This is a genomic window from Christiangramia pacifica (assembly GCF_057221535.1).
Map to the genome: position 1 here is coordinate 1126798 of NZ_CM170146.1, position 24196 is coordinate 1150993.

General features: G+C 38.1%; 25 protein-coding genes and 1 tRNA gene. 16 read left to right on the forward strand and 10 right to left on the reverse strand.

Translation table 11 applies throughout. From position 1 onward, the window contains the following. Positions 1-62 precede the first annotated feature (62 nt). The 6 genes from AC2S94_RS05285 to AC2S94_RS05310 all read left to right on the forward strand — a co-directional run bounded on the left by AC2S94_RS05285 (position 63) and on the right by AC2S94_RS05310 (position 5662). Positions 63-611, forward strand: a complete 549-nt coding sequence (locus AC2S94_RS05285; protein WP_484630468.1) for a CopD family protein — start codon at positions 63-65, stop codon at positions 609-611. Positions 612-651: 40 nt separating this feature from the next. Continuing rightward, entirely contained in the window at positions 652-2106 is a 1455-nt protein-coding gene (locus tag AC2S94_RS05290) for a sensor histidine kinase (RefSeq protein ID WP_484630469.1), read from the forward strand. Between the two features lie 5 nt (positions 2107-2111). Continuing rightward, positions 2112-2894, forward strand: a complete 783-nt coding sequence (locus AC2S94_RS05295; protein WP_484630470.1) for an enoyl-CoA hydratase/isomerase family protein — start codon at positions 2112-2114, stop codon at positions 2892-2894. Positions 2895-3111: 217 nt separating this feature from the next. Next, positions 3112-3714: a hypothetical protein gene (locus tag AC2S94_RS05300; RefSeq protein WP_484630471.1), complete on the forward strand. Its 603-nt coding sequence runs from the start codon at positions 3112-3114 to the stop codon at positions 3712-3714. Between the two features lie 48 nt (positions 3715-3762). Then, positions 3763-4836, forward strand: a complete 1074-nt coding sequence (locus AC2S94_RS05305) for a PA0069 family radical SAM protein (RefSeq protein WP_484630472.1) — start codon at positions 3763-3765, stop codon at positions 4834-4836. A 43-nt stretch (positions 4837-4879) separates the two neighbouring features. After that, the gene (locus tag AC2S94_RS05310; protein ID WP_484630473.1) at positions 4880-5662 is read left to right on the forward strand and encodes a DNA-formamidopyrimidine glycosylase family protein; all 783 of its coding nucleotides are present in this window, start codon (positions 4880-4882) and stop codon (positions 5660-5662) included. A 3-nt stretch (positions 5663-5665) separates the two neighbouring features. Here the strand turns inward: AC2S94_RS05310 and AC2S94_RS05315 are convergent, their stop codons facing one another. The 4 genes from AC2S94_RS05315 to AC2S94_RS05330 all read right to left on the reverse strand — a co-directional run bounded on the left by AC2S94_RS05315 (position 5666) and on the right by AC2S94_RS05330 (position 8004). Beyond that, positions 5666-6319: an HD domain-containing protein gene (locus AC2S94_RS05315; protein ID WP_484630474.1), complete on the reverse strand. Its 654-nt coding sequence runs from the start codon at positions 6317-6319 to the stop codon at positions 5666-5668. A gap of 9 nt (positions 6320-6328) precedes the next feature. Then, on the reverse strand, positions 6329-7060 hold the full coding sequence (locus AC2S94_RS05320; RefSeq protein ID WP_484630475.1) for a lysophospholipid acyltransferase family protein: 732 nt from the start codon (positions 7058-7060) through the stop codon (positions 6329-6331). A 50-nt stretch (positions 7061-7110) separates the two neighbouring features. After that, positions 7111-7497, reverse strand: coding sequence for a hypothetical protein (locus AC2S94_RS05325; protein WP_484630476.1), 387 nt, complete (start codon positions 7495-7497; stop codon positions 7111-7113). Positions 7498-7593: 96 nt separating this feature from the next. Further along, positions 7594-8004: a BrxA/BrxB family bacilliredoxin gene (locus tag AC2S94_RS05330; protein WP_484630477.1), complete on the reverse strand. Its 411-nt coding sequence runs from the start codon at positions 8002-8004 to the stop codon at positions 7594-7596. A 182-nt stretch (positions 8005-8186) separates the two neighbouring features. On the opposite strand from AC2S94_RS05330, the gene AC2S94_RS05335 reads away from it, so the two are divergent. Further along, positions 8187-8921, forward strand: a complete 735-nt coding sequence (locus AC2S94_RS05335; protein WP_484630478.1) for a TerB family tellurite resistance protein — start codon at positions 8187-8189, stop codon at positions 8919-8921. Positions 8922-9006: 85 nt separating this feature from the next. Here AC2S94_RS05335 and AC2S94_RS05340 read toward each other — a convergent pair whose 3' ends face one another. Further along, on the reverse strand, positions 9007-9474 hold the full coding sequence (locus AC2S94_RS05340) for a thioredoxin family protein (protein ID WP_484630479.1): 468 nt from the start codon (positions 9472-9474) through the stop codon (positions 9007-9009). 10 nt (positions 9475-9484) lie between these two features. Further along, positions 9485-11842 carry a TonB-dependent receptor gene (locus tag AC2S94_RS05345; RefSeq protein WP_484630480.1) on the reverse strand — a complete coding sequence of 786 codons (2358 nt, stop codon included), beginning with the start codon at positions 11840-11842 and terminating at the stop codon, positions 9485-9487. A 102-nt stretch (positions 11843-11944) separates the two neighbouring features. On the opposite strand from AC2S94_RS05345, the gene AC2S94_RS05350 reads away from it, so the two are divergent. The 3 genes from AC2S94_RS05350 to AC2S94_RS05360 are packed head-to-tail and all read left to right on the forward strand — an operon-like array spanning position 11945 to position 13926. Beyond that, positions 11945-12601, forward strand: a complete 657-nt coding sequence (locus AC2S94_RS05350) for a metal-dependent transcriptional regulator (RefSeq protein WP_484630481.1) — start codon at positions 11945-11947, stop codon at positions 12599-12601. Position 12602: 1 nt separating this feature from the next. Continuing rightward, the gene (locus AC2S94_RS05355; RefSeq protein ID WP_484630482.1) at positions 12603-13424 is read left to right on the forward strand and encodes a ZIP family metal transporter; all 822 of its coding nucleotides are present in this window, start codon (positions 12603-12605) and stop codon (positions 13422-13424) included. Between the two features lie 46 nt (positions 13425-13470). After that, a complete protein-coding gene (locus AC2S94_RS05360; protein ID WP_484630483.1) occupies positions 13471-13926 on the forward strand; it encodes a hypothetical protein in 456 nt (151 codons plus the stop codon). Between the two features lie 7 nt (positions 13927-13933). Here AC2S94_RS05360 and AC2S94_RS05365 read toward each other — a convergent pair whose 3' ends face one another. From AC2S94_RS05365 to AC2S94_RS05380, 4 genes are all read right to left on the reverse strand, one after another. Beyond that, positions 13934-14083, reverse strand: coding sequence for a FeoB-associated Cys-rich membrane protein (locus AC2S94_RS05365; protein ID WP_484630484.1), 150 nt, complete (start codon positions 14081-14083; stop codon positions 13934-13936). A 33-nt stretch (positions 14084-14116) separates the two neighbouring features. Continuing rightward, entirely contained in the window at positions 14117-16219 is a 2103-nt protein-coding gene (gene feoB, locus AC2S94_RS05370; RefSeq protein ID WP_484630485.1) for a ferrous iron transport protein B, read from the reverse strand. Position 16220: 1 nt separating this feature from the next. Next, positions 16221-16451: a FeoA family protein gene (locus AC2S94_RS05375; RefSeq protein WP_484630486.1), complete on the reverse strand. Its 231-nt coding sequence runs from the start codon at positions 16449-16451 to the stop codon at positions 16221-16223. A gap of 73 nt (positions 16452-16524) precedes the next feature. Continuing rightward, the gene (locus AC2S94_RS05380; protein WP_484630487.1) at positions 16525-17199 is read right to left on the reverse strand and encodes an SCO family protein; all 675 of its coding nucleotides are present in this window, start codon (positions 17197-17199) and stop codon (positions 16525-16527) included. 153 nt (positions 17200-17352) lie between these two features. Between AC2S94_RS05380 and rseP the strand changes: the two genes are divergently transcribed. The 6 genes from rseP to AC2S94_RS05410 all read left to right on the forward strand — a co-directional run bounded on the left by rseP (position 17353) and on the right by AC2S94_RS05410 (position 24186). Beyond that, the gene (rseP, locus tag AC2S94_RS05385; protein WP_484630488.1) at positions 17353-18669 is read left to right on the forward strand and encodes an RIP metalloprotease RseP; all 1317 of its coding nucleotides are present in this window, start codon (positions 17353-17355) and stop codon (positions 18667-18669) included. A 216-nt stretch (positions 18670-18885) separates the two neighbouring features. Next, positions 18886-18959 (forward strand) — tRNA-Asn (locus tag AC2S94_RS05390). A gap of 327 nt (positions 18960-19286) precedes the next feature. Then, positions 19287-20492 carry a porin gene (locus AC2S94_RS05395; protein WP_484630489.1) on the forward strand — a complete coding sequence of 402 codons (1206 nt, stop codon included), beginning with the start codon at positions 19287-19289 and terminating at the stop codon, positions 20490-20492. Between the two features lie 71 nt (positions 20493-20563). Next, a complete protein-coding gene (locus AC2S94_RS05400) occupies positions 20564-22807 on the forward strand; it encodes an anion permease (RefSeq protein WP_484630490.1) in 2244 nt (747 codons plus the stop codon). 281 nt (positions 22808-23088) lie between these two features. Next, positions 23089-23586, forward strand: coding sequence for a hypothetical protein (locus tag AC2S94_RS05405; protein ID WP_484630491.1), 498 nt, complete (start codon positions 23089-23091; stop codon positions 23584-23586). 63 nt (positions 23587-23649) lie between these two features. Further along, positions 23650-24186, forward strand: coding sequence for a macro domain-containing protein (locus tag AC2S94_RS05410; RefSeq protein WP_484630492.1), 537 nt, complete (start codon positions 23650-23652; stop codon positions 24184-24186). Positions 24187-24196: the final 10 nt, after the last annotated feature.

Sequence of the window (24196 nt, forward strand, 5' to 3'; positions counted from 1 at the left end):
CAAAAGCCTTTCCATACTATCTTAGCTTCTAAAATGAACCATTATCACTTTTTAAAAGCCTGATGGAATACTATAATTATATTAAAGCCCTACACCTGATCTTTGTGATCACCTGGTTTGCGGGTTTGTTCTATATCCCGAGACTTTTTGTTTACCACATAGAAGCAAGTCAGAAAAATGAACCTGAAAAAACGATTCTTACAGATCAATTAAAATTGATGACCAGAAGGTTATGGTATATTATCACCTGGCCATCGGCGATCCTGGCAAGTATTTTCGCCTTCAGCCTGCTCTATATGATCCCGGAATGGTTGCAGCAGCCCTGGATGCATGTAAAACTCGCGTTTGTGGTATTGCTATACGCTTACCATTTTAAATGTCATCTCATCTTTAAAAAATTTCAGAAAAATGTAATTACCTGGACTTCAAACCAGATGAGGATCTGGAACGAGGGTTCCACACTTATTTTATTTTCAGTAATATTCCTGGTTATCGTTAGGGATGCCATTAACTGGATCTACGGCGTCATTGGAATTTTTCTTCTGGCCATCATGCTGATGTTGGGAATTAGGATTTATAAACGAATCAGATCTAAAAATCCTGAGGCCTGAAATGGTGCGATAATTGTAACAATTGAGGCAACTGGCTACTATGAAACTGCTAAAATTATCCTTACGAACCCGGATTTTTATCTCCATGATCTTATTGGTGCTTGGAGCTTCGATCCTGATCTTCGGGGTAACAGTTTATCAATATAAGCAAGAAGCTGAAAATTATCACGAAGAACGTCTGGAGAGAAAACAAAAGGCGATCCTGGAGAACATCAAATTTATTCTGGCCAGTACTACTTATGTCGTAGACACGGAAAATCTTGAACCTATCTTTAGTGAGAGACACAAAATAGATGAGATGGCTGAGGTTCATGAAATGCAAATCCATATCTATGATCTCGACGGAAGGCTGATCATAAAATCTGATGAATCTTTTTTTAAAGATACCACGGCGTTAAAAATACCAAATGAAATACTGGCTAAACTGGATGTTTCTTCGGATAAGACATATTTGAAGAAAACGGAAATTAACGGTCAGAAATTTCAGTCTTCTTATACCTATATTGTTGACCAGCGATTTAAACCTCTGGCTATACTTTATTTGCCATACGTTCCCGATGATAGCTTGTTAAATCGTGACCTTAATAATTTCCTGGTGAGAATGGCTGAGGTTTACCTATTTATGCTGCTAATCGCGATCATTCTTTCCTTTTTCCTTTCAAAATATATTACCAAATCTTTAAAGATCATATCAGAAAAGATCAACCAGACCAGGCTTGATAAACGAAATCAGAAGATCGAACTTTCTAACGCAACAGAAGAAATTTATGCGTTGGTCTCTGCATATAATAGTATGATCGATGAATTGGAAGAAAGTGCAGTAAAATTGGCAACTGGTGAAAGGGAGCAAGCCTGGAGAGAAATGGCAAAACAGGTAGCCCATGAGATTAAAAATCCGCTTACTCCAATGAGGTTAAGCGTGCAGAGTTTTCAGCGAAATTTTGATAAAAATGACCCTGAGATAGATCAAAAAGTGGCAGAGTATAGCGATACTTTAATTAACCAGATCGATACGATGAGCTCAATCGCTTCGGCATTTTCCAATTTCGCTAAAATGCCGGCGCAGCAAAATGAAACGCTAAACGTTCCGAAGATCGTAAAACTTGCTCTGGATATTTTCAATGAAAAATATATCGAGTTCAAGTGCGAAAAAGAAGAGATTCTGGCTAAGTTTGATAGAACACAATTAATCAGGGTGGTGACCAACCTTGTAAAAAATGCTACTCAGGCACTTAAGGATGTTGAAGATCCACATATTCTGGTAATGGTAGAAGAAGAAGAATCTACAGTTTGTGTGTCGGTTTCAGATAATGGTTCCGGAATTTCCGAAGAGAACAAAGACAAGGTATTTGAACCTAAATTTACCACTAAATCCAGCGGGATGGGTCTCGGACTCGCAATGGTGAAAAATATTGTGGAGAATTATAACGGGACGATCAGTTTTGTTTCAAAACAGAATAAAGGCACTATATTTAACGTAAGATTTCCAAAATAAAATTTATGAGTTACAATAATATTTTAGAAGAGATTGATGATAATATTCTTACCATCACTATAAACAGACCAAAAAAATTAAATGCCCTTAATCGTGAAACCATTCAGGAACTTCATGATGCTTTTAAAGCGGCAAAAGCCAATGACGATGTTAAACTGGTTATCATCACCGGTAGCGGAGAGAAAGCTTTTGTAGCAGGCGCAGATATTAGTGAATTTGCAGATTATTCCCCGAAAGAAGGTAAAAGACTTGCAGCGGAGGGACAGGAAAAGCTGTTCAATTATGTAGCGAATTTTTCAAAACCAGTAATTGCAGCAGTGAACGGGTTTGCCCTGGGTGGCGGACTTGAACTTGCTATGGCGGCACACTTCAGAATTGCCAGTGATAATGCGAAAATGGGTCTTCCGGAAGTTTCTCTTGGAGTAATTCCTGGATATGGAGGTACGCAACGTTTACCACAATTAGTTGGTAAAGGAAGAGCTATGGAGATGATCATGACTGCAGGGATGATAGATGCGAACCAGGCTTTGCAATACAATCTTGTAAATCATGTGGTGGCTCCTGAAGAATTAATTGAATTCACAGAAAATATTGCTGGAAAGATCCTGAAGAATTCAACAGTGGCCATTTGTGGTGCGATAAAAGCAATAAATGCGAATTATGAGCACGGTGTGAACGGATTTGAAACTGAAATCAATGAATTCGGACGTTCATTTGGAACCGAGGATTTTAAAGAAGGAACTACGGCATTCCTTGGAAAAAGAAAAGCTGATTTTCCAGGGAAATAGAATTCTTTCCAATTAATAAAGCAAGAAAACCCCGTCATGCACGGGGTTTTTTGATTTTGGAGGCTATCTCCGGGGTAATGCAGAGGCAAGGATTAATGAAAATTTTTGAGTCGTTTCACCTGGCAAAATAATCCTTGCAATTTTGAATATCATATTGGTTTTTGGAATACATTTAATATGCTAAAATTTAAAAATCAAGCCTTTTTTAGTAACTAATATGAAAACAAAAAAGAATTATATTTTCATTACTATTTTACTGTGTTCAATAAACATTGTTGCTGCTCAAAAGACCTCAAAAGGTTATTATATCGATAATAATAATGATACGATACAGGCTGAAATTAGAAATAAACAGGGATTTTTCTCTGGTGCAACCAAAGATTATTTTATTTCGGTAATAGAAGTGAAAGATCACCAAGGAGAGTTCAGAAGGTTTCTACCAGATGACATCAAAGCTTATTCAATGACCGATAAGGGAATCACCTATGAAATGTATTCCAAGCCTACCAAAAAAGGTAAAAAGAAATTTCTTGCTCCGGTAATTATCGGTCCCAATACTAATCTTTATAAATATTCAATTTTCACAACTGGTGGAGCCATCAATAATTCCCAAGTTTTCTACACTTTTGAAAGAGCAGATGGTGAAATCATGTTTTTAAATAATGTGATGAAAAAAAGCTTAAAATCTGAATTAAAGAATTTCTATAAAGATTATCCTGTTGCCCAGGCTGAGATTGAGACAAGATTTAAGTATTGGTTAGATTTTGAGAAAGATTTAAAAGCAATTCTTGCTATAGTAAATAACTCTTCTAAACTATAAAACTTGTAAAAAATCCATGAAATAGGATAAATTCCATATTTTTGTGATATGTCTATAGAAAGATATATCAAAGGTCGTGGAGCTCAGCTCAACATCTCCAATAAATTTCATGAACACAGCCATGAAATGAGAGATGATTTTCTTAATTATTGTGCTGCGGAAGGGGATGAGTCAAGTTCTTCCAAAACCACGATCATAGATACCTTCCCAAAGAGTATTGTAAACAAAGTTACAAGTCCAGATGTTGGTATGGATTATTCGTTAAATCCATATCAAGGTTGTGAACACGGCTGTATTTACTGCTATGCCCGAAATTCTCATGAATATTGGGGCTATAGCGCAGGACTGGATTTTGAACAGAAGATCCTGGTAAAGCGAAATGCAGTAAGTCTTCTGGAGCAAAAACTAAAAAGCAGATCATGGGAGGCTAAACCTATCGTACTTTCGGGGAATACGGACTGTTATCAACCCGTTGAGAAGGAATTGAAGATCACTCGATCTTTATTACAAACTTTTCTGAAGTACAGGCATCCAGTAGGGATTATTACTAAGAATGCACTTATTCAAAGAGATCTGGATATATTGAAAGAGCTAGCGCAGGATAATCTTGTGAGCGCTGCAATTTCCATCACTTCGCTTCAGGAAGAAACAAGGAGAATACTGGAACCAAGAACAGCTTCGATCAAAAAAAGACTGGAGACGGTGGAAAAACTTGCGAATGCCAATGTTCCGGTTACCGTGATGATGGCTCCCATAATTCCATCTATTAATAACCACGAAATTTTACCACTGGTTAAGGAAGTTTCAGAAAGAGGAGCGTTAAGGGTGGGCTATACGATCGTAAGGCTGAATGGTGCGATCGGTGAAATATTTTCAGACTGGATTAAAAAAACCATGCCTGATAGAGCTGATAAAGTCCTGCATCAAATTGAAAATATCCATGGTGGAAGTCTTAACGATAGTAGGTTTGGTACGAGAATGAAAGGGGAAGGAGAGTTTGCAGACCAGGTAAAACAACAATTTAAAATAGCCAGGAAACTTTATATGCGAGAAGAAGAACGTCCTAAACTTAATTGCAAACTTCATGCTGAATTCAAGGATGGACAGATGAAGCTATTTTAAACACGAATTTCTTCAGAATTAAGTATCTTAAAAACAAAAAAAGATGCCTGAATTACCAGAGGTTGCCTACCAGAAAATGTATGTTGATTCTACTAGCATGCACAAGAAGATCGTTAATATTGAACTAGGAGCAGATAAGATCTTTCAATCGCCAAAAAAGGAATTTAAAGAAAGGCTTTTGCAAAATGAGTTTTCTGAAACTTACCAGATAGGGAAGTATCTTCTAATTGAATTAAAGCAAAAGGGAATGCTGGTAATTCATTTTGGGATGACCGGAAAAATGGATTATTTCAATCATGATGAATTTCATAAACACGCTCAACTTACTTTAAGTTTTGAGGACGGCTCTAAATTGTCGTTCATCTGTCCGCGAAAATTTGGAAAATTGTTTCTAACAGATAATCTGGAACAATTTCGAAAACAACAAAAACTAGGGCCACACGCCACCGATCTCACCGAACAGGATTTTATGGACCTTTTCGAAAAGAAAAAGGGAGTGATAAAATCAGCTTTGATGGATCAGTCATTTATCGCCGGACTCGGAAACCTATATGTTGATGAAATGTTATTCCAGAGTGGTATTCATCCAAAATCCAAAGCTGAAAATCTTAGTAAAAAGAACCTGTCCCTAATGTTTGAGAAAATGGTAGAAATTTTGGATACGGTTACCAAAAGCAAAACGGAAGGAATTAAAATACCAGATAGCTACTTGAGGCCGCATAGAAATGCAGGTGAAGATTGCCCCAATGGAAAAGGAGAAATAGAAATGATCAAAGTTGGAGGGAGAAGTACTTATTTTTGCGCAAGCTGCCAGAAAAAGATTTAATCTCTATCTTTTTCCCGTCCACTCTGCATAGAATTGCTCGAGATATAACTCCATGAATTCATGGCGTTTTTCTGCGATCTTCCTGCCGGTTTCTGTGTTCATCCTATCTTTTAACAATAGTAGCTTTTCATAAAAGTGATTGATGGTGGGCGCCTTTGAAGTTTTATATTCCTCTTTGGTCATATTCATTTTAGGTTCAATTTCAGGATCGTAAAGACCTCTACCTTTAAAACCTCCGTAATTAAATGCCCTCGCTATTCCAATGGCCCCAATAGCATCCAGCCTGTCAGCGTCCTGTACAATATCTAATTCTGCAGAAGTGAATTTCTGAGCTGTATTTCCGCCTTTAAACGAGATATTTTCAATGATCTTGACTACATGTTCTATAATTACCTCAGAAACATTCTGAGATCTTAAAAAATCTGAGGCCACTTTTGGACCAACGGATTCATCACCACCGTGAAATTTGGAATCTGCAATATCATGAAGTAAGGCTCCCAATTCAACAATCTCAAGATTGGCATTCTCACCTCTTGCGATCAAACGTGAATTATTTAAAACCCGTTCTATATGAAACCAGTCATGACCACCTTCAGCTCCTTCAAGAGTATTTTTTACGAATTTGATAGTGTTTTTGATCAACGAATTTTGAGGCATAAAAATGGTTTACTTGATATCTGCGGTAATAATTCTTTCCACTTTCGCAGCGAGCGCTTCAGGATCTTCTGAACCTATTTCGATAGGTTCATGTGTTTTGAGATGAACGTGAACTCCGAGATCTATTGGGAAATTTCCATGTTTGAAAAGCTTCCAGGAATTATTGATGGTAACAGGAACAATAAGCGCTTCTGGTAATTTCTTGAATAACATCATCATCCCGTTTTTTCTGAATTCCTTAGGAGCACCTGTTCTGCTTCGGGTTCCTTCAGGAAAAATTACGGCTGAACGTTTGGTTTCCTTTAGATAATCACCAAACTGGCTCATTTTTAGCAGTGATTCTCTTCGATTCTTTCGGTCTATCAAAACGGAGCCACCATGTCTCAGGTTAAAGGAAATACTGGGAATTCCTTTTCCAAGTTCTTTTTTGCTCACGAATTTCGGGTGATGTTTTCTAAAATACCAGATAATAGGAGGAATGTCATACATTCCCTGGTGATTGGATATGAAAATGCAGGTTCTGTTTACCGGAATGTCGTATTCATTTTCAACTGTAAAGCTGGTACCAAGAATGTTAAGGCAACGCATTAGGAAAAAGTTGAAAATATCCACGCTTTTTTTATGAGCCTGGTATCCGCCCAATTTAAGGCATAACCACTGAATAGGATGGAAGATCAGCAGGTTCAGAAAAAAGAAAAAATAAAAAAGTACCGAAAGAGGGTAGGATAAAATTTTTTTCATCTTGATTTAAAAGTACAAAAATAGCCTTTTAAAGAAAATGACCGAAAATTCTATTCGTTCATTATGCGTGCGCACTCACTATTTACGCATCCTATATTTTCCGGAGGTCCTACCAACGAGCAATCTGAAGAGATACCGAATTTTTCATTGTATTCCTTTTCCAGCTCAGTATACTGCTCAACCATAGCTCCAAGTTTATCGCGATCTATAGATTCCGAAAAGATCACATAAGAACTGGGCCCACCACAAGGCTTATTACCTAAAGGCATAGAATCGCAATCTTCAGGATTTTCACACTTACCCTGCGCAATCAAATTTTCTATTTTCTGAAAACGATCACGCAATTCTTCTTCATAATCCTGTCTGGAATCAATTCCCTTTTCAGAACAGGAATTGAATAAAATTAATAACAGGCAAAAAACTAAAAATTTCTTCATGCTATTTAGATGTTCAAAATTTCTATTCGTTGCGTTTAGATACAAAAAAAGGCTGGAAAATTTTTCCAGCCTATTAGTTTTATAGTGAAGATCTGACTAACAGAATTCGTTGTAAGCTCCAATAAGGTTTTCTGCGATCATATCTGCAGGACGTCCTTCAATATGATGACGCTCTAACATATGAACTAATTCACCATCCTTGAAAAGTGCCATAGATGGAGATGAAGGTGGAAATGGCACCATCATATCTCTTGCTTTTTCTGTAGCTTCTTTATCTACACCTGCAAATACGGTTACCAGGTTATCTGGTTTCTTAGCGTTCTGAAGAGATAATCTAGCTCCCGGACGTGCATTCGCTGCAGCACAACCACAAACTGAATTCACAACCACTAACGTAGTTCCCTCCAATTTCATCGCCTTTTCAACATCTTCTACAGTGTGTAATTCCTGAAAACCAATGCTGGTAAGATCTTCTCTCATTGGTTTTACTAAATCTGCTGGATACATATATATTTTCTTTTTATTAAACTTTAGTGAGTCACAAAGATACCAAATTAAGTTCAGGTGAACATATCTCAAATTATTATGTGCTAATAGGTTCAATTTATAACTACCTGCAATAACTGATAGGTCTGGATTACCAATTAAATATTGAAAATGTTATCTTAGCGGCTAAAGAAAATTGCCCGATGATCAAATGGCTTGCCGCAGTTCTGGGATATATGTACTTCAGGTTTCCCGGTGCTATTCTTGGATTTATAATAGGTTCGTTGCTGGATAATTATATTCGGTCTTCCGGGGGCATTTTTAATTCGATGATGGGTGAAAGGAAACAAAGTGTTTCTCCAGGCGATTTTGAGCTGAATCTTCTATCCCTAAGTTCTATTGTAATTAAAGCTGATGGGAACGTTTCCCAGCAGGAATTGGATTATGTAAGATCTTATTTTATCCAGGCCTACGGAAAAGAGCGGGCGAATGCTACTTTCAGGACTTTCAATGAAGTGGTTAAGAACAGGCAGGTTTCGGCATCTAATATCGCCAGGTATCTTGCTGCTAGAACTAAATACCCCACAAGGCTTCAGATCATTCATTTTTTATTCGGAATCGCAAAAGCTGATGGTCTTGTAAGTGAAGCTGAAGCTAATGTGATTAGCGATATTGCCGGATATTTGCAGGTTGGAAGAAGGGATTTTGAAAGTATCAAGGCTATGTTCTTCAAGAATACCGATTCAGCTTATACTATTCTTGAGATCGATAAATCTGCCAGCGATGCGGAAGTGAAAAAAGCTTACCGGAAAATGGCCAAAAAGTATCATCCTGATAAACTGGGCCATATGGATGAAGCTTATCGTAAAGGAGCTCAGGAGAAGTTTACCAAAGTTCAGGAAGCTTACGAGCAAATCCAGAAAGAGCGAGGGATGTAAAAGAACAGCCCCCCGATATAAACCGGGAGGCCTTCCAACCAAGACTAGTAGAGAAAAAACCCGTGGTCAGGAAAATGACCGTTTACTAGCCTCTTATCAATGCCTTCATATTTTCTGTAGTAAGGTATTCGTGACTTTTTCTTAGCACTCTAAAATTTTTATCCAAAACCAGCACTACTGGAAAAGTTATTGGTTTTTCTTTACGACCGGCCAGAAGCAACGGAATTTGATGAATACCGTTCCTTTGAGTTTTAGCCTGTTCATTCTGAAAGACCTGCCCTTCAAATTCAATTCTACCTGTAGATTCTGCGTTCATTTTAACCGCGTAGAAATCCTGGTTCAGTTTTGAAACCACTTCAGAATTTCTAAATGCATTCCGATCCATTTTTTTGCAATATGCGCACCAGTCTGTATAAAAATAGATCACAACAGGTTTAATTTCGGTTTTCAAGGCTTCATCCAACGCTTCAAATCCTATCCAGTTGATCTTTTGCTGTTGAGCACTTATCAACTGTAAGCTGAAGAAAGTACATATTAGAATGATTCTTTTCATCTTCATTTTCCTAGTTATGCAGGTTTCCAAATTTAATTCCGAAGAAAAAAGTACGGGGCCTTGATGGTCCATAGATGTAATCTGAATCCCGTGTAGGGCCGGAATCAAAATCATCCTGATATGCATCGAACACATTTTGAACTCCCGTACTTAGATTGATATGAAAATTCTCTGTAATGTCTATATGCTGACTCAATTTAATATTCATGTCCCAGAAAGCAGGAGATTCTCTAAGCTCCAGAAATCCGTTGGAGTTAATCACCTTGGGGATGGTCATTCTACCCGTATAAGTGCCGGTAAGGTCCAGGGCAAAATCTTCAAAAGGAGAAGTATTTACGTTTAGATAGCCGTAAAAATCTGGATTCCTTACAAATTCGCTAATGATAATATCTTCTTCTGATGGCGAACCCACGCTAGCTTCAAATAGAATCTGATCTTCTTTATAAATAGATTGCTGGTAAGTTCCTCCCAATTGAAAAGTAAGATCTGATGATGGCGAAACGCCGATTTCAAAATTTGTCCCTTTGACGTATGCGCCACTTCCATTTCTTACTTCCTTTAAAATTGAACCATTAGGAAGACTTGCACCTGTGCTAACCGTGGTAAAAGGATCTTTTAGTTCAGTATAAAAACCTTCCAGCAGAAAATCGGTTTGTAGCTTAATAATGCTTTTTGAATAATTTAAAGAAGCTGTATAGGCATTAGAATATTCAGTTTTCAAATCATTTGATAGAATAACAAACTGCGGTTCTCCTCCCACTGACGAAATATGAAGATCTTCATTAAATGCTTGCGGAGCTCTGAATCCTCTGGCATACCCTCCACGAAACTGTAATTCTTCCGTGATATCATACAGAAGCGTTAAGCGCGGACTCAAGACTGTCTGATCTATTTTAGATTCTCGTTGAATATCTCCGACTGAGTAATTTCCGGATACAGAAATATGATCAAGCCGGGCACCTACCAATGCTGTAAATTTCTCTGACGGTTTCCATTCATATTGCCCAAAAGCAGCATAAGAATTTACTTCCTGATCTATAAACCTCTGATACCCTCTGATATCATCTTCGGTATTGCTATGATTATATTCAATTCCTGTGGTTAATACATCTTTATTCTTAAAATTACGGGTAAACTGAAATCCTCCAAGCATTGCTAAATCACTGGTGTTTCCATAAGCATTTGAAGCGGTGATGCTATCCTGCGCAGTTCTTCCTCCACCAAGACCGCCGTAAAAACTTTCCCGATCTGTATGTTGCCCAGAGATATAAGCTGAAAAGTTATTCCGCATATCCCTGTTGGAAAATTCATAGGTTAGTCCGCCAATAAATGTGTTGTGATCTAACTGCTCGGTGATATCAGTAAGATGAGGTGCAAGATCCAGCCTGTCACCACCACGCCTGTATTCTTTTAGAGTGGTGATATCTAAAGTAAGTTTACTCAATTCTGAAGGTTTCAGAAATGCCTTTGCCCCAAGTGTATTATTTGTGAGCTCAGTAATTTCAGTAAAACCATCTCCATTCGCATCGTAAGATGATCTGTCCCTGTTCATCCCATAAATAGTAATCCCGCTGTTCAGGTCTTCAGCTACTAGAGAACCTGCAATATTGAGACTACGGTCTGGAATTTTGCCTTCTATAAATGAAATATTGTTGTTGATATTCCAGGAATTTAGTACAGGCTCTTTGGTAATGATATTGATAGTGCCAGCAATCGCATTGGAGCCAAATAAAGCGGAACCGCCACTTCGAACAACTTCCACCCGGTCCAGAATGGAAGTAGGAATCTGTTCAAGACCGTAAACACTGTTCAGCGCACTAAAAACTGACCGACTATTGATCAAAACCTGGGTATAACTTCCGTCCAGTCCATTCAGTCTAACCTGGGTAAATCCACAATTCTGGCAATTGGTTTCTACTCTAACACCCGGTTGAAAATTCAAGGTTTCAGCGACAGATATTGATTGTGTGGCATTGAATAATTTCGAATTCAGGACATTTACAATTACCGGAGCTTCTTTCAGGTCGATCCTATTTCTGGTCGCGCTTATGACCACCTGGTCGAGTCCTAATGCATCTTCATCTAAATTGATATGAAGTTGCTTATCTATATATTTTTCTGGGTTGATCTGAACTTTTCTGGTTTTAAATCCTATTGCTTGGATTGTTAGTTCTACTTGTTTATTTTCTAATTCTAGGGAAAATTCACCTTCTGTATTGGCGCTTGCACCAATGTTAGTTCCAGAAATAAAGATATTAGCGAACGGGATTGGTCTGTCACCATCAGTCACATCTCCTTTTATTTCAATCTTTTGCGCATTCGCTGCTGAAAAAATTAGGCTCAATACGATTCCAGCTAATAGCTTCATTTAAAATTATTTTAAGCAAAAGTATAAAAAAGTTTTAGACTTGTCTAAAAAATTGATTTATCAATTAAAAAATGTATTTTTGACCTGATTAAAATTTAATTCATGTTCAGCTTATCCGAAGAAAACTATCTGAAAGCCATTTTTCACCTGGAAACAGCATATAAAAGCGGAGTGAGTACTAACGCACTTGCGGAAGAAATGCAAACCAAAGCGTCTTCTGTCACCGATATGATCAAAAGACTTTCAGATAAAGATCTGGTTAATTATAGGAAATATCAGGGTGTGAAACTTAGTGAGGCGGGAAGAAGCGCAGCAATTGAAGTTATAAGGAAACATAGATTATGGGAAGTTTTCCTTGTGGAAAAACTAGGTTTTAACTGGGATGAGGTTCACGAAGTTGCCGAGCAATTGGAGCATATTAAATCTGAAAAGCTTACGAATGAACTGGATAAATTTCTTGAATTTCCTAAAAGAGATCCTCATGGAGATCCAATTCCAGATGCGAAAGGAAATTTCAGCGTCGCAAACCGGCTTCTACTTTCTGAATTGGAAAAGGGAGAGACGGGCCTATGTGTTGGCGTAAAAGACTCCTCTGCAGAATTTCTTCAGTACCTGGATAAGAATAAGATTTCGCTTGGTAAGGAAATTAAAATAGTAGAGAAGGAAGATTTTGATCAATCAATGCTGATCAAAATGAATGGAAATGAATTAAGGATATCAAACCAGATATCAACTAACCTATTTATAAAAACGATATAGAATGAACGCTATAATTGAATTCTTTGAATCTATAGATCCTGTGTATGCTGCTTTCCTGGCCACACTTTTTACCTGGGGACTTACCGCTTTAGGTGCATCTCTGGTATTTCTTTTCAAAGGCATGAATCGCGCGTTTTTTGATGGAATGCTTGGATTTACCGGTGGTGTAATGGTAGCAGCGAGCTTCTGGAGTTTGCTGGCACCGGGAATTGAAATGAGTCCGGGAGAAGGATTTCAAAAAGTGGTGCCGGCAGTAGTAGGCTTCGGATTGGGAGCCTTATTCATTTTTGCACTGGATAAAATTCTTCCTCATTTACATGTTAACTTTAAAATGAGCGAATCTGAAGGAATTAAAACTCCCTGGCATAAATCTATATTATTAACCCTCGCTATTACTTTGCATAATATCCCGGAAGGACTTGCGGTGGGAGTGCTTTTTGGCGGAGTTGCTGCAGGTTTTGAAGGAGCGAGTATAGGTGGTGCCGTAGCTTTGGCTATTGGAATAGGTTTACAGAATTTTCCAGAAGGATTTGCCGTAGCCATGCCTTTGCGAAGACAGGGATTGAGTAGGTGGAAAAGTTTTAATTACGGGCAGATGTCTGCAATTGTAGAGCCTATTGCAGCAGTACTTGGAGCATGGGCTGTATTAACTTTCGAGCCTATATTGCCTTATGCACTATGCTTCGCCGCAGGTGCAATGATATTTGTAGTGGTAGAAGAAGTGGTGCCCGAAGCTCAACAGGGGAATTTTACTGATATTTCTACCATGGGATTCATCGGTGGTTTTATGATCATGATGACCCTTGATGTTGGTCTTGGTTAAGCTTTTGCAACATTGAGCTGATTTTGTCGTCTTTATAGAAAAGCCTATGAAGATTTCAATATTTTTCTTTGTTCTGTTTCATTCAGTATTTACGATTGCACAAGATCCTGATACGCCGAAATATAATTTCCACGATCAATTACTTTGTCTTGGAGATAGCATGAATTTGGGAGATAAAGAGATAAAATTCAAAAAAGTCGTTTCAGATTCAAGGTGTCCAAAAGGAAACGGAATAACCTGCATCTGGGCTGGTGAAGTAACTGTTTTGGTTGAACTTTATGAGAATGGAAAATTTGTAGGTGAAAAGATCATTGCCGGGACAAATCTATCGAAAGGACAGAATGAGATTATTACTAATGCTGCAATTTCTTTGAGCGAGTTCTTTGATTCTGAAAATTTGAAGATAAATAGTGTTCTGGTGTCTCCATATCCGGAAGGAAGAAGTAAGATCGCTCCGGAAGAATATAGTCTAAATCTGCAGGTTGCAGAAAAGCTGAATTAGATCTAATCTAATCTCCGCAGCCGCAATCTGAAACTCCACAGGAACCGGATTTCTTTTTACCACCTAAAAATGCTGGTTTCCACACAAATTTTGTGATAAGGTAGCCTGTAGCAAAGAGAAATGTTACGAAAACCAGTATTTCTTGTAAAAGTTCCATGGCTTTTAAGTCGTTTTATTTTTTTTGACCTTACTAATTTAATAATTGAAATGCTATAAGGGCCACTAAATAGGCAAACCCACTCATGATCACCAATTGTAAAATTGGCCATTTCCAGGTATTGGTCTCTTTCTTAACTATCGCCAGCGTACTCATACATTGTAAGGCAAACGCATAAAAAAGCAATAAACTCACACCACTGGCAAAAGTGAACAATGGTCCGCCGAGAACGGGATTGGTTTCGGCTGCCATTCTATTTTTAATTGTTTCTTCTTCATCACTTCCTACACTATAAATAGTAGCAAGAGTTCCCACAAATACTTCCCTTGCGGCAAAAGAACTGATGATGGCAATACCGATTTTCCAGTCATATCCCAGGGGAGCAACTACAGGCTCGATTCCTCTTCCCATGATCCCGATATATGAATTCTTTAGTCTGAAAGAAGCGATCTCTTCATCCAGATCTTCCTGCGGAACCATGTTTTCTGAAGAATATTTAGAAGTCACGATCTCTTCGGCATTTTCAAAATTTTCACCGGGTCCGTAACTCGCCAGAACCCATAATATCACTGAAATTGCTAAGATGATCTTACCCGCTCCAAACACGAAAGATTTGGTTTTTTCCACTACATTGATAGCCACATTTTTGATCATGGGCAATTTATAGTTCGGCATTTCGATCACAAAATAACTTTTCGATTTTGTCTTTAAAATCCGGTTTAGGATCCACGCCGAGAATATTGCCATTCCAAAACCGAGCATGTATAAGATCATCAGGGTGATTCCCTGCAAGTTGAGTCCTATAAATGTTCTATCGGGGATCACCAGCGCGATAATTATAAGATATACCGGTAGTCTTGCCGAACAGGTGGTGAAGGGAACTACTAGAATGGTTATTAATCGCTCTTTCCAATGTTCAATATTTCTTGTGGCCATAACCGCAGGTATAGCGCAAGCAGTTCCAGATACCAAGGGCACAACACTTTTTCCACTTAACCCGAAACGCCGCATAATCCGGTCCATTAAGAATACCACCCGACTCATATAACCGGATTCTTCAAGAATGGAAATGAATAGGAATAAAAATGCGATCTGTGGAATAAATATTACGATTCCACCAAGTCCGGGTATAATTCCTTCTGCGATCAGGTTGGTAAATGAACCATCCGGGAAAGTGTTTTTCGTCCATTCACTTAAAGAAGCGAAGGCCGCATCTATCATGTCCATGGGATAACTGGACCAGCTGTATATCGCCTGAAATATCAATAATAAAATTCCGAAGAAAATGAAATAACCCCAGACTTTATGCGTAAGAATACGGTCTAGTCTTGACCTTAGATCTGTCGCGGCATTTTTATCTACGACCATAGTTTCCCGAAGCACTCCATTAATGAACTGGTACCTCAAAATGGTTTCTTTTTGCTGCAGTCGTTTCAGGTCGCTGATGGATTTTGTATTGAAATCTGAGTTATTTTTCAATTCACCGCGGTTCACATTTCCAAAATTCACATCCTGCGTAATCACCAGCCATAGCTTGTAAAGCGACTGATTTGGGAACGCTTTTCTCAGGTTTCCGAAGTATTCCGGATCTATTACAGAAGCATTTACGCATGGTTCCACGGGAATATGCCTGTAATTGATGATTAGCTCTTTCAAGTAGTCAATACCCATTCGTTTGCGGGCACTAACCAACGCAATTTTGGTTTTCAGTCTTTCTTCCAGCAATTCAATATCCAGAGAAATCCCTTTCCGATCCATCCGGTCTGCCATATTTACTACCAGGATCGTAGGAATTCCAAGGTCTTTTATTTGTGTGAAAAGAAGTAGATTTCTTTTAAGATTTTCCACATCACTTACCACAACAGCAACATCAGGGAAATCCTTATCATTTTTATTCAGAAGTAGTTCGATGACTACATTTTCATCAAAAGAGGATGCGTTTAAGCTATAAGTACCGGGAAGATCAAGAATATGAGCCTTAAGGCCTCGGGGAAGTTTACAGATTCCTTCCTTTTTTTCAACCGTTATCCCAGGATAGTTCCCTACTTTCTGGTTCAGGCCTGTTAGCTGGTTGAATACAGATGTTTTACCGGTATTGGGATTTCCAATTAAAGCAACATTAATTTGCTTACCCATATTAGCCTATTAATTCAATTTCTATTAGTAAAGCGGTTTCTTTTCGAATCGCCAGGTGACTGCCATTTATGTTCAGGTACATGGGGTCATGAAAGGGCGCAGTTAGAACCAGCTCTACTTCGTTCCCGGGAAGGCAACCCATTTCAAGAAGCTTTAGAGGTACCATATCTGCGGAGAATTCCTTGATTATTCCGCGCTGGCCTCTTTTTAAATTAGCAACCGTCACCTTCACTTTTTATTTAGATTGATTTTAAACAAGGCAAAAGTAATGGAATTTAGACCAATACAAAAGTTAAAGACGGAAATTATTGAGCAAATTCAGACTTCAGCACTTTAAGGTCGTGCATAAGAGTTTCTATGGCCTCAGGATCTGTCCCATCGTAAAAACCACGAATTTGCCTGTTCTTATCTACAAGAACGAAATTTTCTGTGTGGATCATATCATAAGGACCTCCGTCACCGGTAGATTTTGTGGCGAGATAAGATTTCCGGGCGAGGTCATAGATCTCTTTTTTATCACCGGTTACCAGATTCCATTTTTCATCTATAACTCCTTTTTCTGCCGCATATTTCTTTAGAACTGGGACACTATCGGCCACTGGAAAAACCGTGTGGGATAAAAGAAGAACATTCTCATCATCTTTGATTTTTTCCTGGATCTTGATCATATGATCTGTCATTACAGGGCAAATGGTTAGACAGGTGGTGAAAAAGAAATCGGCAATATAGATCTTGTCCTTATAAAAATCTTCCGTAATGGTATCGCCATTTTGATTTACAAGTTTAAAATCGGCGATCTTATGATATTTTCTTACATATTGAACGGTAGAATCTACGAGCTCTGCATTTACCATATCAGGCTGATAAATTGGAAGCCTCTCATCAGGCACTTTCAGCGTATAAATTATATAGACGATGATCGCCGAGAGAATCAGGAAAACTATGGCAAAGGTTTTGTAACGAGCAAAAAACTTAAGCATAAGTTCAAAATTTCTGCAAAGTTATGGCCTGCGGGCTAATTAGTCGAATTCTTCCGCTTAAATTTTTCTGAGGAAGAAATCACTTGAAACTTAAACTTTTGTAGGAGCTTTTAAAAACTTACTTTTGTGCGATTTTAAATTTGAAGTTAGCTGATGGATCCATTTTTAGTAAAAGCCATACAATTAATATTAAGCCTTTCCTTTTTGATCGTTCTTCACGAATTAGGTCACTTTGTTCCGGCAAAACTTTTCAAGACCAGAGTAGAGAAATTCTTCCTGTTCTTTGATGTGAAGTTTGCCTTGTTCAAGAAGAAAATAGGGGATACGGTTTATGGTATTGGTTGGTTGCCTTTGGGAGGATATGTAAAAATATCTGGTATGATCGATGAAAGTATGGATAAGGAGCAAATGGCTGAACCACCTAAAGAATGGGAATTCAGAAGCAAGCCGGCCTGGCAAAGGCTTATTATCATGCTTGGAGGGGTTACCGTGAACCTCGTGCTTGGATTTCTTATTTATATGATGATCATGTTCGTCTGGGGAACCGCTTACGTTGGTCCAGACGATATGCCGGAAGGTTTTGCCGTGGTTGATTCCTTTAAAGAATATGGTTTTGAAGATGGTGATAGAATTCTTGAAGTGAACGGAAAGGAGTTCGAGAATAGCCTGGATATCAATAAGCATCTTTTTATGAGAGATGTTCAGAATATTAAAGTGATCCATAAAGATGGTTCTGAAGAAACAATTACAATTCCTGATGAGATAGGTATTCAGATGTTTCAACAGGGAGTGATGCAACCATTTGTGCCAATTCAGGCGCCGGTATTAGATTCGATCCAGACCGGTCTGGCTGCGGAAAAAGCCGGATTAAAGAAAAATGACAAGATCATTTCTATCAATGATAAAGAAATTGGATACTGGCATGAGATCGCCCCGGTGACTACCGAAAGTAAAAACGAAGAAGTAGAACTGGTTTACGAAAGAGATGGCGAAATCAAAAGTACCAAGATCACTCCGGATGAAGAAGGAAAGATAGGCTTTATCAAAAATTACGAATTCGACATTAAGCGTAAAGAATATGGATTCACTGAAAGTATAAGCAAAGGATTTGATTATGGTTACTGGACGCTGAGGGATTATGTTTATCAATTTAAATATGTATTTACTAAAAAGGGAGCATCTCAATTAGGTGGTTTCGGAGCGATTGGCGGGCTTTTCCCTGATGCCTGGAACTGGTATGGATTCTGGAATACCACGGCATTGCTTTCAATCATCCTGGCATTCATGAACATTTTACCTATTCCGGCGCTAGACGGCGGACACGTAATGTTCCTATTGTATGAAATGGTTACAGGAAGAAAACCAAACGATAAATTTATGGAAGTAGCCCAAATGGTTGGATTCTTTATTCTGATAGCACTGGTGCTTTATGCCAACGGGAACGATATCTACAGATGGCTATTTGAATAATCATCTTAGTTTATAAAATTGAAAGCAGCCTTACCGGGCTGCTTTTTTCTTTTTTAGAAAATAAATTCCGATTTTTTTAATGAAGCCATTTCTCTAAATTATTGACTATCCGTAAGATTCAAATTCAACTAAAAATTCTTCGAAAAAAATCGAAAAAATCTTTTGACAGCATTTAAAATTTGATTTATATTTGCAACCGCTTTCAAAGCAAAACATTCCTCCTTAGCTCAGTTGGTTAGAGCATCTGACTGTTAATCAGAGGGTCCTTGGTTCGAGCCCAAGAGGAGGAGCAACAAAAGCCGTTCAATCTGAACGGCTTTTTTGTTTATGTATTCTTCTCAATTGATCCTAGCTCGATCTTCATTATTAATTTTAATTTAATATACCCTTGACAATAAGGTTAAACTTGACAGTTTTATTTGTGTTCTTACAGAAACACACTTCAAATCGTTAAAGTTTTTGTCGACTATATACATTTAGTGTGTAGGGCTGCCTTTTCAGGTGGCCTTTTTTTATTTTCCTAAATTGTAAAAAACTTATTCCTTAACTGTTAGGAAACATTTAGTTAACCTTGGAATTGTTTCTTTGCCGGCGACAAAAACTTTAATACGATTTAAATGAAATATGCTATCTGCACACTTTTTCTGTGTGTTTTTACATTCTTCAGTTTACAGTCTCAGGAGATCAGCGATACCAAATTTGGTAATGGATTGATCAACTTCACTGCCAAGGACAGTTCTTTTTATGTAAAATTTGCTCCTAGAATTCAATTTAGAGCTCAGACTAGTTGGAATCATAATGGTGAGAATTATGACGATCCCCAACAAGCATTTTTAATCAGGAGAGCAAGGTTAAAATTTGAGGGCTGGGCGCTAACTCCAAAATTGAAATATAAAATTGAATTGGGACTGTCTAATAATGATATTTCCGGTGCTTCTGAATTTAATCGGAATACTCCAAGATATATTCTGGATGCAGTAATAAAATGGAGGTTCTATGAAAATTTTGAACTCTGGGCGGGACAAACAAAATTGCCCGGAAATGTGGAGCGTGTAGTTTCTTCTGCAAACCTTCAGTTCATAGATCGCTCTATTTTAAACAGTAGGTTCAATATAGATCGTGATATCGGTTTGCAACTTCATCATAAGAGCAATATAGGGAATTCGATTGTCATCAAGGAAAAACTGGCTCTTTCTCAGGGAGAGGGTAGAAATGTAACCGTTGGCAATTTGGGTGGATTACAATATACCGGGAGACTGGAACTCCTTCCTTTCGGAGAATTTACTAAAAAAGGAGATTATATAGAAGCTGATCTCGAAAGAGAAGCTACCCCAAAATTAATGCTGGGAGCCGTATACGATTTTAATGATAATGCGGTAAAAACCAGAAGTAATCTTGGTAATTATATGATTCTTGAAGATGGAAGTCTTTTCCAGACAGATATTACAACTTTTTTCCTGGATGCCGTTTTCAAATATCAGGGTTGGTCTATGCTGGCGGAATATGCGAATAGGGAGGCAGATGAGGCGCTGGTAATTCGCGAGGGCATTTCTAATTCTCCGGATTATGTAGTTGCTGTGGGAAAAGCATTTAATATTCAGTCAGGTTATTTATTTGATAATAATTACGAGATTGCCGCCAGGTATTCTACTAATGATTTTGATGAATTCACCAATTATCTGGATCAGGATGAATATACACTTGGAGTATCTAAATATATTGTGGGTCACAAATTAAAAGTTCAGGCAGATCTCACTTACAGTGAAATAGATAATTTAAAAGACAGAATTGAATTTCGGGCAGGTTTCGATTTTCACTTCTAAAAAATAACAATTTGGTAACAGTAAATCCCTAAAATCATTGGATACTTGCACCGCTTTTTAAAAAGTTAAAAATGGAAAATATTTATTTGTTGATGTTGGTAGCGTTAGTGGTTCTTGCCATCGCCGATCTGGTGGTTGGAGTAAGTAACGATGCCGTAAATTTCCTGAATTCAGCTATCGGGTCTAAAGCTATTTCCTTTAAAACGATCATGATCGTTGCCAGTTTGGGGATTTTCTTTGGAGCAGTATTTTCAAGTGGAATGATGGAAGTTGCCCGTAAAGGTATTTTCATGCCGGGGCAATTCTATTTTGACGAGATCATGATCATATTCATGGCCGTCATGATTACAGACATACTCCTGCTCGATTTCTTTAACACGCTCGGGATGCCAACCTCTACAACGGTTTCCATTGTATTTGAGTTACTTGGAGCTGCGGTGGTGATGGCACTTATCAAGGTTAGTGCTTCAGATTCTCAAACCATTGCAGATATTGCCGGTTATATAAACACTGATAAGGCAACAGAAATTATTTCCGGAATATTCCTTTCGGTGGTAATTGCTTTTACTATTGGTGCACTGGTACAGTGGCTTTCAAGGCTGGTATTTTCATTTGAATATGAAAAGAAGATCAGGAATTTCGGAGCTATTTTCGGCGGAATTTGCCTTACAGCAATTGGATATTTTATCTTTTTCAAAGGACTGAAAGGAACTCCGTATTACGATAATTTTAAAGATGTACTTGCCAGCCAGTGGATCACAGTAGTTCTGGTAAGTTTTGTTTTCTGGACACTCTTCTCATGGTTGTTCATGAAAATTTTCAAGAGGAGCATTCTTATTATCGTGATCGCCATCGGTACTTTTGGTTTAGCACTGGCATTTTCTGGAAACGACCTGGTGAACTTTATTGGTGTTCCTATGGCAGCCTATCATTCCTATGAGGCATGGGCAGCATCTGGACAGGCGGCGTCAGCATTTTCGATGGAAGTTCTAAGAGAGAAAGTTCCTGCTGAACCAATTCTACTTTTCATTTCTGGAGGGATAATGGTGCTTACCTTATGGTTCTCTAAAAAGGCCAGAAGCGTTGCAGAAACAGAAATCGGTCTTTCCAGACAGGGTCATGGAAGTGAAAAATTTAATCCGAATATTCTATCCAGAGCGGTCGTTGCTGGTAGTACCAAATTAGCAGACGGACTTAAAACGATTATGCCTTCAGGAACTAGAAAGGCAATTAGCAGAAGCTTTGAGAAACCAGATGAAATTCTGGTTGGAGATAAAGCGGAAGAACAGCCAGCTTTTGACATGATCAGGGCATCAATAAATCTTACCGTGGCCGGTGTTCTTATCTCGATCGCGACGTCTTATAAATTACCATTGTCAACCACTTATGTGACCTTTATGGTGGCAATGGGTACTTCCCTGGCAGATAAAGCCTGGGGTAGAGAAAGTGCGGTTTACAGGGTTGCCGGAGTATTGAATGTAATTGGAGGATGGTTCTTTACAGCCTTCAGTGCATTTACTGCCGCGGGAATTTTAACTTATATCATTTTCTTAGGAAAAGGTCCTGCAATCGCCATTCTTTTATTGGCAGCTATAGGACTTCTAGTGAGAAACTATATTTCTCATAAGAATAAATCTATTGAAAAAGCTGATAAATCTGGACTTAAGAAATCTGAAAGCAAAACTGTTCAGGGTATAATCCTGGAGAGTGCTGATAATATTTCAAACGTAGTTTCAAGATCCAACAAGATCTTTTCAGATGTATTTACCGGTTTGTCTAAACAGGATAAAAAGAAACTGAAGAAGAGCAAAAAAGGAGTGGCTAAACTGGAGGCTGAAATTGAAGATCTTCGAGATCATATTTTCTTCTTCATCAAAAGCCTGGATGAAACCAGTGTGCGTGGTAGTAGTTTCTATATTACGATTCTTGGTTATTTAACTGATATTGCTCAGTCGCTGGAATATATCTCTAAAAAGAGTTATAAGCACGTGAATAACAATCACAAACCTTTGCGTTACAACCAGATCACAGATCTTAAGGAAGTCGATGATACGCTAAGTGAGCTTTTCAGAAAGATAGACAGAATCTTTACTGAGAAGAAATTTGAGGAGATCAGTGCTATAGTTGCTACAAAGGAAGAGTTACTGAATAATATTTCAGAAAAGATCGAAAAGCAGGTTGCTAGAACCAGAACCGAGGAAAGCAGCCCGAAGAATACTACCTTATATTTCAATCTTCTCGTAGAGACTAAGGATCTGATGAAAGCCATTATGAATTTAATGGAAGAGTATAACTCAAGTTATAAGAAAGTATAGGTATTTAAACTTGAATAAACCCAAGCCACCTTTAAGGTGGCTTTTTTATTTATCTGAACGAAAATTCTCAATCAAAATACTAAGGATATATTTACTTACGGAAAACCATATTTTCAAATGTCTTTAATCGGCTATTTTGGGAGTTAAAAGATAGAATATTTAGAAAGGCGTTAAATAATTGTTAGTTCCGTAAAACACTTTTATCACCTGTAGGAATAAATATATTTTGCCGGCACCCCAAAATTCTGCTTCGATTTTACCTACTGAATCGAAACATTTATATGACATTATTGAAAAGTGTATTCCCAAAATACACGACTACCCCAACATTCTTTAGTGGCTTATTATCGAGCCGTATTTTTAAATTTTTTATCGTAGCAACTATTTTATCTGGCTTTACCAGCTGTAACCCTATCGAGATGGTAAATCCGGATACTTATGGAGACAAATGGAATAATACCTATTTATGGTTCAAGCCAGGCGATATGGAAACCATTTACATTTCAGATAGTGGTGATCCAGAAACTGCAGAGCCCATTCCAAATGATAGTGATTTTCTTATTGAATGGGACAAAAAAGGTGAGATTTACAAGTTGAGGATCACTTCTTATTACCAGGATATTGATTTCGCCTGGTTCACTGGATATGATGCTGAGAGTTCTTCCGACGAAATTCCATGGGTTCAGGACGGGAATACGATAGAACTTCAGAGCGCTAAACTGTTACCATCTGAAAATGGAACCTATCAGATCTCCATTTCAGACGACCGGGAAAATTAAGCTAGGTAAATCTAATTCCAGTTTTATGCATGAATTTTTGTAATTTATCCATTAAAAAATAGGATGAAGAAGCAATTACATGATATTGAACTGGAAGTTGAAAAAGGGGATATTGCAAATCAGCCAGATCTGGATGCGGTGGTGAATGCCGCAAATGCTGAACTAGCACCTGGTGGAGGAGTGGCTGGAGCAATTCACAAAGCTGCCGGCCCCGAGCTCTATGAAGCGTGTAAGCCTAAAGCGCCAATAAAACCCGGTAAAGCGGTAATTACGAAAGCATACAATTTACCAAACGATTATGTTATCCATTGCCTGGGACCTGTTTATATACAGGATGAGCTGGAAAGAGATCTACTGGCAGCTTGTTACCGAAATAGCCTTCGATTGGCGGAGGAAAAAGAATTGAAATCTATTGGCTTTCCAGCAATTTCCACCGGTATTTTTGGTTATCCACCTGATAAGGCGGTAGAGGTAGTTTTTAATACAGTTTTAGGAGAATTGCCGGGAATCGAACATCTCAAAAAGATTAAATTTGTGTTATTCAGTGAGGAAGACCTTCAGTTGTATCTGAACAAATTGGAGGATATAAACGCTGACTAACCAAATCCTA

Excerpts from the sequence above, each read along its gene's own strand:
- AC2S94_RS05285 (WP_484630468.1), top strand. The coding sequence starts at position 63 with ATGGAATACTATAATTATATTAAAGCCCTACACCTGATCTTTGTGATC.
- AC2S94_RS05290 (WP_484630469.1), top strand. The coding sequence starts at position 652 with ATGAAACTGCTAAAATTATCCTTACGAACCCGGATTTTTATCTCCATG.
- AC2S94_RS05295 (WP_484630470.1), top strand. The coding sequence starts at position 2,112 with ATGAGTTACAATAATATTTTAGAAGAGATTGATGATAATATTCTTACC.
- AC2S94_RS05300 (WP_484630471.1), top strand. The coding sequence starts at position 3,112 with ATGAAAACAAAAAAGAATTATATTTTCATTACTATTTTACTGTGTTCA.
- AC2S94_RS05305 (WP_484630472.1), top strand. The coding sequence starts at position 3,763 with ATGTCTATAGAAAGATATATCAAAGGTCGTGGAGCTCAGCTCAACATC.
- AC2S94_RS05310 (WP_484630473.1), top strand. The coding sequence starts at position 4,880 with ATGCCTGAATTACCAGAGGTTGCCTACCAGAAAATGTATGTTGATTCT.
- AC2S94_RS05315 (WP_484630474.1), bottom strand. The coding sequence starts at position 6,319 with ATGCCTCAAAATTCGTTGATCAAAAACACTATCAAATTCGTAAAAAAT.
- AC2S94_RS05320 (WP_484630475.1), bottom strand. The coding sequence starts at position 7,060 with ATGAAAAAAATTTTATCCTACCCTCTTTCGGTACTTTTTTATTTTTTC.
- AC2S94_RS05325 (WP_484630476.1), bottom strand. The coding sequence starts at position 7,497 with ATGAAGAAATTTTTAGTTTTTTGCCTGTTATTAATTTTATTCAATTCC.
- AC2S94_RS05330 (WP_484630477.1), bottom strand. The coding sequence starts at position 8,004 with ATGTATCCAGCAGATTTAGTAAAACCAATGAGAGAAGATCTTACCAGC.
- AC2S94_RS05335 (WP_484630478.1), top strand. The coding sequence starts at position 8,187 with ATGATCAAATGGCTTGCCGCAGTTCTGGGATATATGTACTTCAGGTTT.
- AC2S94_RS05340 (WP_484630479.1), bottom strand. The coding sequence starts at position 9,474 with ATGAAAAGAATCATTCTAATATGTACTTTCTTCAGCTTACAGTTGATA.
- AC2S94_RS05345 (WP_484630480.1), bottom strand. The coding sequence starts at position 11,842 with ATGAAGCTATTAGCTGGAATCGTATTGAGCCTAATTTTTTCAGCAGCG.
- AC2S94_RS05350 (WP_484630481.1), top strand. The coding sequence starts at position 11,945 with ATGTTCAGCTTATCCGAAGAAAACTATCTGAAAGCCATTTTTCACCTG.
- AC2S94_RS05355 (WP_484630482.1), top strand. The coding sequence starts at position 12,603 with ATGAACGCTATAATTGAATTCTTTGAATCTATAGATCCTGTGTATGCT.
- AC2S94_RS05360 (WP_484630483.1), top strand. The coding sequence starts at position 13,471 with ATGAAGATTTCAATATTTTTCTTTGTTCTGTTTCATTCAGTATTTACG.
- AC2S94_RS05365 (WP_484630484.1), bottom strand. The coding sequence starts at position 14,083 with ATGGAACTTTTACAAGAAATACTGGTTTTCGTAACATTTCTCTTTGCT.
- feoB (WP_484630485.1), bottom strand. The coding sequence starts at position 16,219 with ATGGGTAAGCAAATTAATGTTGCTTTAATTGGAAATCCCAATACCGGT.
- AC2S94_RS05380 (WP_484630487.1), bottom strand. The coding sequence starts at position 17,199 with ATGCTTAAGTTTTTTGCTCGTTACAAAACCTTTGCCATAGTTTTCCTG.
- rseP (WP_484630488.1), top strand. The coding sequence starts at position 17,353 with ATGGATCCATTTTTAGTAAAAGCCATACAATTAATATTAAGCCTTTCC.
- AC2S94_RS05395 (WP_484630489.1), top strand. The coding sequence starts at position 19,287 with ATGAAATATGCTATCTGCACACTTTTTCTGTGTGTTTTTACATTCTTC.
- AC2S94_RS05400 (WP_484630490.1), top strand. The coding sequence starts at position 20,564 with ATGGAAAATATTTATTTGTTGATGTTGGTAGCGTTAGTGGTTCTTGCC.
- AC2S94_RS05405 (WP_484630491.1), top strand. The coding sequence starts at position 23,089 with ATGACATTATTGAAAAGTGTATTCCCAAAATACACGACTACCCCAACA.
- AC2S94_RS05410 (WP_484630492.1), top strand. The coding sequence starts at position 23,650 with ATGAAGAAGCAATTACATGATATTGAACTGGAAGTTGAAAAAGGGGAT.